The organism is Mariniflexile aquimaris (genome assembly GCF_042676825.1).
In the GTDB taxonomy this organism is placed as follows: Bacteria; Bacteroidota; Bacteroidia; order Flavobacteriales; family Flavobacteriaceae; genus Mariniflexile; species Mariniflexile aquimaris.
Genome location: NZ_JBHTIB010000008.1, coordinates 1 through 12,858 on the forward strand (window position 1 = coordinate 1; position 12,858 = coordinate 12,858).

General features: G+C 36.5%; 8 protein-coding genes. 4 read left to right on the forward strand and 4 right to left on the reverse strand.

From position 1 onward, the window contains the following. Together ACFQ0I_RS05045 and ACFQ0I_RS05050 are read left to right on the forward strand one after the other, a co-directional pair. On the forward strand, positions 1-4,601 hold a 4,601-nt coding region (locus tag ACFQ0I_RS05045), incomplete at its 5' end, for a T9SS type B sorting domain-containing protein (RefSeq protein ID WP_379939999.1). Positions 4,602-4,642: 41 nt separating this feature from the next. Continuing rightward, positions 4,643-5,617 (forward strand): PorP/SprF family type IX secretion system membrane protein, encoded by a 975-nt coding sequence (locus ACFQ0I_RS05050; RefSeq protein WP_379940001.1) that lies wholly within the window; start codon positions 4,643-4,645, stop codon positions 5,615-5,617. A gap of 81 nt (positions 5,618-5,698) precedes the next feature. Here ACFQ0I_RS05050 and ACFQ0I_RS05055 read toward each other — a convergent pair whose 3' ends face one another. Next, on the reverse strand, positions 5,699-6,934 hold the full coding sequence (locus tag ACFQ0I_RS05055) for a 3-deoxy-D-manno-octulosonic acid transferase (protein ID WP_379940003.1): 1,236 nt from the start codon (positions 6,932-6,934) through the stop codon (positions 5,699-5,701). A 150-nt stretch (positions 6,935-7,084) separates the two neighbouring features. On the opposite strand from ACFQ0I_RS05055, the gene ACFQ0I_RS05060 reads away from it, so the two are divergent. Both ACFQ0I_RS05060 and galE read left to right on the forward strand, forming a co-directional pair. Next, the gene (locus tag ACFQ0I_RS05060; RefSeq protein ID WP_379940005.1) at positions 7,085-8,239 is read left to right on the forward strand and encodes a DegT/DnrJ/EryC1/StrS family aminotransferase; all 1,155 of its coding nucleotides are present in this window, start codon (positions 7,085-7,087) and stop codon (positions 8,237-8,239) included. Further along, complete coding sequence (gene galE / locus ACFQ0I_RS05065; RefSeq protein WP_379940007.1) at positions 8,232-9,257, forward strand: UDP-glucose 4-epimerase GalE; 1,026 nt, start codon at positions 8,232-8,234, stop codon at positions 9,255-9,257. The genes ACFQ0I_RS05060 and galE overlap by 8 nt, the downstream gene beginning before the upstream one ends. A 79-nt stretch (positions 9,258-9,336) precedes the next feature. Here galE and lspA read toward each other — a convergent pair whose 3' ends face one another. From lspA to ACFQ0I_RS05080, 3 genes are all read right to left on the reverse strand, one after another. Continuing rightward, on the reverse strand, positions 9,337-9,867 hold the full coding sequence (lspA, locus tag ACFQ0I_RS05070; RefSeq protein WP_379940009.1) for a signal peptidase II: 531 nt from the start codon (positions 9,865-9,867) through the stop codon (positions 9,337-9,339). A gap of 7 nt (positions 9,868-9,874) precedes the next feature. Beyond that, positions 9,875-10,756 carry an ACP S-malonyltransferase gene (gene fabD, locus ACFQ0I_RS05075; RefSeq protein ID WP_379940011.1) on the reverse strand — a complete coding sequence of 294 codons (882 nt, stop codon included), beginning with the start codon at positions 10,754-10,756 and terminating at the stop codon, positions 9,875-9,877. 370 nt (positions 10,757-11,126) lie between these two features. After that, positions 11,127-12,683 (reverse strand): NAD(P)/FAD-dependent oxidoreductase, encoded by a 1,557-nt coding sequence (locus ACFQ0I_RS05080; protein ID WP_379940013.1) that lies wholly within the window; start codon positions 12,681-12,683, stop codon positions 11,127-11,129. Between the last annotated feature and the right edge of the window lie 175 nt (positions 12,684-12,858).

Consider the following 12,858-nt stretch of genomic DNA (forward strand, 5'->3'; position numbering starts at 1 on the left):
ATACATATTCTACTTATACAGCAGGAACGGTAACGGCATACATAAAAGATGCTAATGGATGTCCTATTCCAGCACCAATAGATGTTGTGGTACCGGCTTTAAATCCACCAACGGATTTAGATTTTTCATCACCAGCAGTCACCTGTATAGCAACAACAACGGATGTTACGCTAACTACTACCAATGGCGATGGACCGTTAAGTTATGCGATATTATCGCCAGCAAGTGCTACAGGAAATGCAACTGGCGCAAGTAGTGGAGTATTTACAGGCTTAGCACCAGACACCTATATGTTTGAAGTAACCGATGCCAATGGATGTACGTATCAGGAATCCTATACAGTTGTACCGGTAACGAATATTACCATAGCAGGATTAAAATTAAATGATGTTTATTGCTTTGGCCAAAATACGGGTGCGATAGAATTTACGGTAAGCGATTATGCAGGTACTTATACAGCAGTACTACTTACTGGAACAGGTACTATGGTTCCATCAGGAAACACGATAGATTTAACAGATTTAATTGCCGACACATATACTGTTGAAGTTACAGACGATATCACAGGCTGTACAGCTACAGAAACAATTACCATCACCGAGCCAGCAAGTGCGTTAGCGTTTACTGCGACTACAACGCATGTATATTGTAGCAATGATGAATCACAGATAACCGTGACAGCATCAGGAGGCACAGTGAGTTATACTTATGCAGCAGTAGTATCTGGAGCAGGAGCCCCAGCAGTTTATGGAACCAGTAATGTGGTAACCGTAGATACCAATTCGGGAGCAGACTTAGTTTGGGATGTCTATGTAAGAGATGCAAATGGATGTACTGAAATGAATACCGTTACGGTTATATTAGATCCGTTACCATCAGTTACGGTTCCAGCTATGGCTTCAAACCAATGTAATTTGGCTGGAGATCCTTATACATTTACTATCACAGGTAGTTCAGGTGTTGCTCCTTTAACTTATTCTGTAGGAAGTGGTTTCCAATCAAGCGGAACATTCACTGGCTTAACACCTGGTAATTATTTCGTAACAGTAAAAGACGCAAATGGTTGTGAGGCCATCAGTCCAACTTCTGTAACGATATATGCGCATTTAGATTTTACACCAACAATTACGGCTTTACCAACATGTGCTGATAACGACGGCGTAATTACAGTATCACAATCAGGAGGATCTGGTAGCTATAGTTATGCTATTAGTCCGAGTGTTGGGTCGTTATCTGGTAATGTATTCTCTGGTGTGCCATCAGGAACGTATACCATCACCATTACCGATGCCGTTACGTCTTGTACAAAAGATGTAAGCATTACATTAATAGCGGCTACTCCGGTAATTTTCACAACTTCGGTTGATGATGTAAGCTGTAATGGCGGTAATGATGGTATCATCACGGTAAATTTACCTGCAAGTAATGATAATCCAGTTTATACTTATGAGATTACAGCAGGCCCAAGTACAGTGCCAGCACAAAATTCTAATATATTCTCAGGATTGGTTGCGGGAACTTATACTGTTCAGGTAAATTCTGGAAGAGGCTGTTCAGCTACAGCAAATGTAATTGTTGGAGAACCAACATTATTAACAGTTTCTGGAACCGCTACAGATTTTGGATGTGCACCTGATAATTCAGTAAATACCTCGACAGTTACCATAACTGAAGCGGGTGGTACGGCGCCTTATGTGTATAGTATAGATGGTATTAATTATTTAACTACCAATACATTTGATGTTATTGATACAGGAGTTTCTCAAACTATAACCGTATATGTTAAAGATGCTAATGGTTGTTTAAATTCAAACACTGTTGTTATAGCACCGCTTCCGACATTAACGGCAGCTACAGTAGCGATGGCTACACCTATAGATTGTAACAACACGGGATCAGTTGCTATAAATGTATCAGGTGGATCAGGTAATTTTAGTTATCAAATGTTACCAAGCGGAGCAGCTCAGGCTTCTAATACATTTAGCATAACACTGCCTGGAGATTACTATTTCCAAGTAAACGATTTAACCACAGGATGTACAATTGCAACCTCTGCGTTTACAGTTGCACCGTTCGATACGATCGATGTGGTGGCAACAGCAACGGTGCCGGTTACTTGTTTTGGTGATAATAATGGTGCGTTAGAAATAAATGTAACTGGTTATTCCGGAGCCTATAATTATGAAGTATTTGATAATTCAGGTGCTTCAGTTGGAGGTGTGGTTAGTGCAAATACGTCAACAAATCCGCAAGTAATTACAGGATTGCCCGCAGGTAATTATACTGTAACCGTTACAGAAACTGCGAGTCCTTATTGTACTACGGTATCGAATATGGTTACGATTGCATCGCCAGCTTCAGCCTTAACACTTTCAGCTTCTGAAACTTCCAATGTAACCTGTACCAACGATAAAGGTACTATTACAGCAACTGCTACTGGTGGTTGGGGAACTTATGAATATGAATTAACAGGTGCATCTACAGTGGCGTATTCTGCTAATGGAACATTTACAAACTTATCAGCTGGAAATTACACCGTAAATGTAAGAGATGCTGGTGGATGTATAGTTTCAGCAAATGTAACGCTTGTTATTCCAGCACCAATTAATGCTACAGTTACCCCAAGTACAACCTTATTGACTTGTTTTGGAGATACCAATGCATCAATTACAGTGAGTGCTGTAACAGGTGGACAAGGAAGCAATTATTCTTATACACTTAACACGGTTTCACCAACAGTAAGTGCCTCAGGTCCTCAAGCCTCCCCAGTATTTAGTGGTTTAGGAGCCGGAACATACAATGTGGTAATCACTGATGGATATAATTGTTCCTTTACTTCTGCGAATATTGTGATACAACAACCTACTGTAATACAGGCGGAATTAGTAAAAACAACATCGCAAACATGTACAACGGGTACAACGCTTACCTTAAGTGCATCAGGCGGAACAGGGCCATACACATATAGTGATGACGCTAATTTCACTGCAGGTCCGTTAGGTTCATTCGTGTCATCAACAACAATTACTGTGGCACCAGGAACATATGTTTATTATGTAAGAGATGCTAACGGTTGTGTTGCGAATGCTACGAATCAAATCAAGATTGATCCATTACCAACATTGGTGGTGAATTTAGATGTAGCCAATGCCTTTATTAATTGCGCTGGCGATAACACTGGTGTTATTGTAGCAACGGCTCAAGGTGGTTTAGGAAATTACGTTTACACTTTACAAGATGCTGCAGGAAATACAATTCCCGCAGTACAATCTAGTCCAGGTAGATTTACACAGCTTTATGCTGGAGATTACCAAGTGCGAGTAGATAGCGGCGATTGTAATACAACGTCTGCGCTTGTAAGTATTACCGAACCTGCGTCTCCATTAATAGCGCCATACACAACTAGTAATGTAACTTGTAATGGAGCAAATAATGGTACGCTTGTAGTCAATGCGTCTGGTGGAACAGGGCAAATTAAATATGCTATTTCACCACAATTGAATCAATTCTTTGACTCAAATACATTTAATAATCTGGCGGCTGGAACGTACGACGTGATAGCTCAAGACGAATTAGGTTGTTTTGTTTTAATCAATTTTACAATTACAGAGCCAAGTCCATTAATGCTGAGCATAGTTCCAGGATCATTAATTCCTGAAGTTTGTTCTGGAGATATGGATGGGGAGTTTAGTATTGATCTTTCTGGAGGTACAGCACCATATAGCGTGAGTTTAGATGATTATAACGGGGTTTACACAACAGGAACTTTAACTCAAACTCAATTTGATTTTACTGGTTTGAGAGGAGGCGACCATGTAGTTTATGTTCGAGATAATTTTGGTTGTGAATCTGAATGGAATATTACATTCCCAGAATCTGTAACTATTAATCCTGAAGCTTCAGTAGCATATGGATGTACTAATAATATTTCAACCAATACGGTAACAGTTACTGTAGATGCAAGTATTACGAATACTTCCGATTTAGATTATTCATTAAATGGTGGTGCATACCAAACAAGTAATGTGTTTGTAAATGTGCCGTCTGGAATAGGTCATTATATTGATGTTAGACATACCAACGGTTGTATTCAAAGAACTGCAACCTTCGATATTGAACAATATGATGCATTAGCCTTGGCGATAGATACTGGTGAACTGAATCAAATAGTAACAGCTACTTCAGGTGGTGCTGGCGATTACGAATACAGCTTAAACGGCGAATCGTACGGTAGTACTAATACATTCATAATCTATAAATCGGGTGATTACACAGTAACAGTAACAGACCAATTTGGTTGTTTTGCCTCTGCTACCCAATACTTTGAATTTATTGATTTATGTATTCCTAATTATTTCACACCAAATAGCGACGGTGTTATAGATACTTGGGGACCTGGATGCGCATGGCAATATAAAGACATAGCTATAAATATATTTGATCGCTATGGGCGTAAAGTAAGCACGTTAAGAGCAGGACAAAAATGGGATGGAAAATACCAAGGAAAAGAACTGCCATCGGGTGATTATTGGTACGTTATTAAGCTAAACGATAAAAAGTACGATCGTGATTTTGTTGGACATTTTACATTATACAGATAAATGATAATTAGTGGATTTAATCACTAAATAATAAAAATAATATGCAAAAATCTCTCATATATATACTTCTTGTAATCATGGCAAACAGCTATGGTCAAGAACTTAATTTGCCTGTTTTTACTCAGTATCTGGCCGACAATAATTTTGTGGTTTCTCCAACCTATGCTGGTATTGGCGATAATTTAAAAATTAGAGCAAACGGACTAACGCAGTGGGTGGGCATTAAAGATGCACCAGATAACCAATCGCTTTATGCCGATTTTAGAATTGCCAGTCGTTCTGGTGTTGGATTGTCACTTTATAATGATAAAAATGGTAACACCATTCAAACGGGAGCTAAAGTTTCTTTTGCGCACCATCTAATTTTAGATTATTATTCAAAGCAATATCTATCCTTTGGAATTTCGTTTAATATGAATCATTTCAAAATCGATATAAATAATTTTAATACTACCTACGAGCAAACTTTTATCGATCCTTTTGTTACCGATAATAGAGCAAGTACTAATTACAATTTTGATGTAGGTGCGTTGTATCGATTCAAAGGCTTTTTTGCAAGTTTTAATGCGAATAATATTCTTGAGAAAAAGGTTGATGATGATATTAGAGTGTCAGAACCTAGTACGCTTTTAAACTATCAGATATATTCTGGATATACCTTTAAAGGTCCGAAGCATAGTAGAATAGAGTATGAGCCATCCATTTATTATCAAATGTTTAGCAGCGATAATCGATCAAGTACCGATGTGAATTTTAAATACAGAAAGTTTAATAAAAATGAAGATTACTATTGGGCTGGGATATCATACCGCTATTTAAACGATCAGTTTTTAAAACCGTTAAACGTAGGTCCGATGGCTGGGTTTAAAAAGAATAATTTTTATTTTGGATATGCGTATCAAATAACCACGAACCAATTGGCGGGGTATAATTCTGGAACCCATGTAGTAACTATAGGAATCGATTTTCTACAAGGTATTAGCAATTGCCCATGTACGCAAAGCCCTATTCATTAATACATGTTTAGGAACTTTTAAAACAATAAACTACCCGAATTTATTAGTTAAATTCGGGTTTTTTGTTTTTTAATTGAAACACTAAAGTTTTAAATAAGTGGTGATTTTTGTAACAGCCCCGGTGTTGTTTTTAATATAATCGGAATTAGTTTTACCAGAAGACAAGCGTTTTTCTGAATCGAAAATTAATGCGTTTAAGATGTCGTTAAAAGCCATTTGATTTGAAACTGCAAACATGCCTCCGTTGTCAATCATTTCTTGGGCTTCAGGAAATTTGGAGTGGTTAGTTCCAATTATAATAGGTACACCAAAAACAGCTGGTTCTAAAGTGTTGTGTAAGCCAGTGGTTCCCATCGCACCTCCAACGTACGCAATATCGGCATAGCTATAGATTTTGGAAAGTATACCTATAGTGTCAACAATAAACACCTTGGCGTTTTCTAATTGTTTGTTGTCTTTTTCAGAAAACAAAACACTTTCAACCGAAAGTTTATCCTGAATATGTTTAATTTGAGAAGCTTTAATATTATGTGGGGCAATAATGAATTTCAAATCTTTTGAAACTTCAGAATTAATATAATTTACAAATAGAATTTCATCTTCGGGCCATGAACTGCCTGCAACTATACATAATTTATCCTGTTTAAATTTTTGTATAAAATCTAAAGAATTATCAATATTTAATTGGCTGAATACTCTATCAAAACGTGTGTCGCCAGAAACAGTAACATTGGTGTAATTAATTGATTCGAGCAGCTTTTTTGATGCTTCATTTTGGGTGAAAATATAATCAAAAGCAAATAATGCTTCGCGCAATGGTTTTCCATAAAATTTAAAAAACGACTGATTTTCTCTAAATGCTGCCGAAATTAAAATAGCCTGTAATTTTCTGTGTTTTAATTCCTTTAAAAAATTGGGCCAAATGTCATATTTAACAAAAACAGTTAACTCCGGATTTACATAATCTAAAAACCGTTTGGCATTTTTTTTCGAGTCTAAAGGAAGGTAAACAACCACATCTGCAATTGGAGAATTTTTCCGTATCTCATAGCCAGAAGGAGAAAAGAAACTTAATACGACTTTATGGTTTTTATAATGATCTCTTAATACTTTAAAAACAGGAAGCCCTTGCTCGTACTCACCTAATGAGGCACAATGAAACCAAAGTGTTTTGTTATTTGGTTTGAGATTTTCTTTTAGCGTATTAAATGTGGTTTCACGACCCACAACCCCTTTTTTGATTTTTTGGTTAAAAACGGACGCACATTTTAAACCAAAATGTGTGAGATGAATACCAATGTTATAAATAAAACTCAATTCTTAATTATTTTAACGCTAAAATACATTTCTTTAAAATAATTTCATTGGTTACCGCGTACTAATTTCGTAATTTCGTGACTTATAAATTATAGTATAGAGGTACGTAAATTAAGCGTTTCTTTATTTTATAGCGTTACATTTTTTTACATGAAAAAAATTCAAATGGTCGACCTTAAAGGTCAGTACGAAGACATTAAAGAAGTAGTTAATACTTCAATTCAAGAAGTTTTAGAAACAACCGCATTTATAAACGGACCGAAAGTTCATCAATTTCAAAAAAATTTAGAGCAGTATTTAGGTGTAAAGCATGTGATACCTTGTGCCAATGGTACCGATGCCTTGCAAATTGCTATGATGGGTTTAGGATTAAAACCTGGCGACGAAGTCATAACTGCCGATTTTACTTTTGCGGCAACCGTAGAGGTTATAGCGTTATTACAGTTAACACCAGTTTTAGTTGATGTTAATGAAGATGATTTTAATATTAATATTGAAGCCATAAAAAAGGCCATTACACCAAAAACAAAAGCCATTGTTCCGGTACATTTATTTGGGCAATGCGCTAATATGGAAGCAATTTTGGAAATTGCCGAAGCTCATAATTTATTTGTAATAGAAGACAATGCGCAAGCTATTGGAGCTACTTATACCTTTAAAAATGGTAAAAAGGCACAAGCAGGAACGATGGGTCATGTAGCATCAACATCTTTTTTTCCTTCTAAAAACTTAGGATGTTATGGCGATGGTGGTGCGATTTTTACAAATGATGATGATTTAGCTCATACCATTAGAGGTATTGTAAACCACGGTATGTACGAGCGTTATCATCATGATGTGGTAGGTGTGAATTCAAGATTGGATAGTATTCAGGCTGCAGTTTTAGATGCTAAACTTCCACATTTAGATACTTACAATAAGAAGAGAAGAGAAGCAGCCATAAAATATAACAAAGCGTTTGAAGGCAATAAAAATATAGTGACGCCTAAATTATCAAATGCTTGTGAAACTATTTGTGAGTCTTGCGATTGCCACGTGTTTCATCAATATACTTTAAGAGTTAAAGGGGTAGAACGCGATGCTTTGGTTAAGCATTTAAACGAAAACAATATTCCGTGTGGTGTTTATTACCCAATTCCGCTTCATTTGCAAAAAGCATATTTAGATGAAAGATATAAAGAAGAAGATTTTACGGTTACCAATCAATTAGTGAAAGATGTTATTTCGTTGCCAATGCATACCGAATTGGATGACGATCAAATTGAATTTATTACATCAACAATTATAAAATTTGTAAATGGATAAAATATTAGTTACAGGTGGCTTAGGATTTATAGGGTCACACACCGTTGTAGAATTACAAAACGAAGGCTACGAAGTTGTTATTATAGACGATTTATCAAATTCTTCAATCGATGTATTAGAAGGCATTACCGCAATTACAGGTAAAAAGCCATTTTTTGAAAAACTCGATTTGAAAGAGAAAGCAGGTGTTGAAGCGTTTTTTAAAAAGCATAACGACATAAAAGGTGTGATACATTTTGCGGCAAGTAAAGCTGTTGGAGAGAGTGTAAAAGAACCGTTGCTGTATTATGAAAATAATATTAGCACCTTGGTCTATATATTGAAGGAATTAAAAAAACTGCCTTCTGCAGCATTTATCTTTAGTTCATCATGTACCGTTTACGGACAAGCAGATGAATTGCCAATTACAGAAAACGCACCTGTTAAACAAGCTGAATCTCCTTATGGAAACACTAAGCAAATAGGTGAAGAAATAATAAGTGATACCTGTAAAGTAACACCAACACTTAAAGCTATTGCGTTGCGTTATTTTAATCCAGTAGGAGCACACGAGTCTGTTAATATTGGTGAGTTACCAATAGGAGTGCCACAAAATTTAGTGCCTTTTATTACACAAACCGCTATTGGGTTACGTGAGCAATTATCCGTTTTTGGTGATGATTATCCTACCCCTGATGGAACCTGCATTCGCGATTATATTCATGTAGTCGATTTAGCTAAAGCCCACGTTGTAGCGTTGGAACGTTTATTAAAAAATAAAAATAAAGCCAATTACGAAACCTTTAATTTGGGAACGGGTACAGGAAGTTCTGTGTTAGAAGTAGTGAAATCTTTTGAAAAAGTCTCTGGTAAAAAGTTAAATTATAAGATTGTTGGAAGACGAGAAGGCGATATAATTTCTGCTTATGCCGATACTAAGAAGGCTAATGAAGAATTAGGTTGGAAAACAAAGCTAACATTAGATGATGCCATGCGCTCTGCATGGAACTGGGAACAAAAAGTAAGAGCAAAAAACTAACTTATTTTGATATAAAAAGGTTGCTAATTTTATTTAGCAACCTTTTTATTTTTTATGAAATGAAGTTTAAATAGATTTTTTAAACTGTCTTTTCTAAATTGTCATTTTCCTTCTTCTTTTTAAAACTGACTAGTAGAAGGATAATCATGCCAGTCGTAACAGAAAGATCTGCCATGTTAAAAATGCCTGTTCTAAATACGCCACCTAAATCAATAAAGAAAAAATCGGTAACAGAACCATAAACAATACGGTCGTATACATTAGCAATACCACCACCTATAATACTGGCAAATGCAAAAAGCGACCAGTTGTCCAAAGATTTTTCTTTTAAAATGTAGCGTAGAACAAATCCTAAAACCAGTATTGGTAAAATAAGTAATAGAATGATTCGTAATGTCGGATTCAAATCACTTCCCATTCCTAAAAAGGCACCAGCGTTTTCAACATTCATCATAATGAAGTTGTCGCCAATTAACGAAATTCGCTCGCCTAGATTAAATTCTGTTCGAGGTTGAATATGAGTCCTAACAAGTGCTTTTGAAATTTGATCGACAGCAATAGTAGCAACAATTACCACTAAAATAAATAACGAACGTTTGGTTACTTTCATTTAAAAATTATAAAGTTGCCGAAGCTGTTTGCGCTTCTCTGTCAATCTTTTTCACCAACCCTTGTAGTACGTTACCAGGGCCAACTTCAGTAAATAATGTTGCCCCATCTTTTATCATTTGTTGTACAGATTGTGTCCAACGTACAGGAGCTGTTAATTGTAGAATCAAATTATTTTTAATGTCACATTCGCTAATAACCGCACTCGCCGTAACATTTTGATATATTGGGCAATTTGGTTTGCTAAATGTGGTATTTTCTATAGCTGCTGCTAATACTTCACGAGCAGGTTCCATTAAAGGTGAATGAAATGCCCCACCAACCGGTAATACTAAAGCGCGTTTAGCACCCGCAGCTTTCATAGCTTCACAAGCTCTATTAATGGCATCAACATCGCCAGAAATCACTAACTGACCTGGGCAATTATAATTTGCAGCAACCACAACACCTTCAGTTTCGGCGCATACTTTTTCAACAATAGCGTCATCTAATCCTAAAACAGCAGCCATTGTGCTTGGTTGTAATTCACACGCTTTTTGCATTGCTAAAGCGCGCTGAGATACCAGTTTTAATCCATCTTCAAAAGTTAAAGCGCCATTAGCAACCAATGCCGAAAATTCGCCAAGGGAATGTCCAGCAACCATATCTGGTTTAAAGCTGTCTCCTAAAGTTTTTGCTAAAATTACCGAATGTAAAAATATAGCTGGTTGCGTTACTTTGGTTTCTTTTAAGGCCTCAGCAGATCCTTCAAACATAATGTCTGTAATATGGAAACCTAAAATAGCGTTTGCTTTTTCGAATAACTCTTGAGCCAAAGGTGAATTTTCGTAAAGGTCTAAGCCCATTCCTGTAAATTGTGCCCCTTGTCCTGGAAATATGTATGCGTTCATAGTTGGTTAAAATTTTTGTTGTGCAAAAATAGGAATAAATCTTTTAAAGTGGGTTAATCAAAGTGTTTTTAGACTTTTCAAAAGTTGATAAAAAAATGAACGAACTGTTTTTTGTAAGGGCGTTACCTTTATCCTGAAAAAAGTTCAGTATAAAGGTCGGGCTTTACGCTATATCTTTTTGCACCATAACCAAGTAAATGCTAATTTTCTGTGGCAGTTTCTTAATCCGTATAAATTACGTCGTCGTTCCTCCTAGTAATTGGTAAGTTTAAAAAGGCAAAAAGGATGCCGCTTCAATCCCTAACGCGAGCCAAATCGCAGGTTTTGTCATAGTAAATGATGTTTTGGCTAAAACTCCTAAGCTTTAAATTTACAGCCCTTTTATGGCAGCTTCGGCACATCGTTCGCCATCCATAGCGGCAGAAACAATGCCTCCAGCATATCCACCACCTTCGCCACAAGGGTATAAGCCTTTTATTTGAGGATGTTCTAAATCGTCGTTTCTTGGAATGCAAACGGGAGATGAGGTTCTAGATTCCACACCAACTACATTGGCCTCATGTGTGTAGTATCCTTTCATTTTTTGTCCGAAGGCAGAAAAACCTTTTCTAAGTCTGCTTCCTAAAAACTTTGGTAATAATGAATGCAATGGCGCCGAATTTAATCCGGGTTGATAGGAGCTAGGGTTTAAATCTACAGATAAGCGCCCTTCAACAAAATCCGTTAAGCGTTGTGCTGGCGCTACTTGACTGCGTCCGCCTGCGGTAAACGCCATACGCTCTAGATTTTTTTGATATTCTAATCCTTTTAATGGACCAAACTGTTCGTATTTTGGTAAGTCACGGTTTACGTCAATTTCAACCACAATACCAGAATTGGCATATAAGTTGTTTCGCTTAGATGGCGACATCCCATTCACAACCACTTCACCATTAGCCGTGGCGGCAGGTACAATAAAACCGCCAGGGCACATACAAAAAGAATACACACCTCGTTCGTTAACTTGCTGTACCAAACTATACGAAGCCGCTGGAAGTAACTCATGTCGCGGACCACTACAATGGTATTGGATGGAGTCTATAATATGTTGCGGATGTTCCACACGAACCCCCATAGCAAACGATTTAGCTTCTAAAGCGATTTCTTTTTTATGGAGTAAATAGAAAATATCACGAGCCGAATGTCCTGTTGCCAAAATAACTCTGTTAGCAGTCATTTCTTCACCATTTTGCAATTGAATGGCTTGTATTTTGTTGTTTTTTATGGTAAAATCGGTTACCCGGGTTTCAAAATAAATTTCGCCTCCGTGTTTTAAAATGGTTTCACGAATGTTCTGAACTACTTTTGGGAGTTTATTAGTACCAATATGAGGATGCGCATCAACTAAAATCTGATCGGTAGCGCCATGAAACACTAAATTTTCGAAAATTCTGCGAACATCACCACGTTTTAAACTTCGTGTGTAAAGTTTTCCATCGCTGTAAGTTCCTGCACCACCTTCACCAAAACAGTAATTAGAATCTTCATTCACAAAATGATCCTGGTTGATGGCTTTTAAATCGCGTCGACGATCCTTTACATTTTTGCCACGTTCTAAAACAATGGGTTTAAATCCTAGTTCGATACAACGCAAAGCGGCGTACATGCCGGCAGGTCCAAACCCAATGATGTGCACAGGTTTCGCTTTTGAAACATCTTTATAATCAAATTTATAGTCTGATGTTTTTGGTAAAACTTCTCTAATGTATACAGCGACTTTATAATTAATAATAATTTTTGGTTTGCGCGCATCAATAGATTTACGAAGCACTTTTACACCTGTGATATCTTCTTTATCGATATCTAAAGCCTGCGCCGACTTTGTTATTAAAATATTGTCGTACTCTTCTTCTTTGAGTGTAACCCGAAGTTGTAATTCTTTTACCATGCGACAAAATTAATCAAATAGCTGCTACCTAGCATTTTTTTTAAGGATTTCACAAATAATTTAAGTCAAAACCCATATTCTCAAGTCAATTAAAATATGATTTCCAAAGATATTTTGGTTGTTTTATAAAAATAAAACACTATAAATCAGTACAATAAAATATTATTTTTAATTA

Coding starts and splice junctions, on each gene's coding strand:
- ACFQ0I_RS05050 (WP_379940001.1), top strand. CDS start 4,643: ATGCAAAAATCTCTCATATATATACTTCTTGTAATCATGGCAAACAGC.
- ACFQ0I_RS05060 (WP_379940005.1), top strand. CDS start 7,085: ATGAAAAAAATTCAAATGGTCGACCTTAAAGGTCAGTACGAAGACATT.
- galE (WP_379940007.1), top strand. CDS start 8,232: ATGGATAAAATATTAGTTACAGGTGGCTTAGGATTTATAGGGTCACAC.
- lspA (WP_379940009.1), bottom strand. CDS start 9,867: ATGAAAGTAACCAAACGTTCGTTATTTATTTTAGTGGTAATTGTTGCT.
- fabD (WP_379940011.1), bottom strand. CDS start 10,756: ATGAACGCATACATATTTCCAGGACAAGGGGCACAATTTACAGGAATG.
- ACFQ0I_RS05080 (WP_379940013.1), bottom strand. CDS start 12,683: ATGGTAAAAGAATTACAACTTCGGGTTACACTCAAAGAAGAAGAGTAC.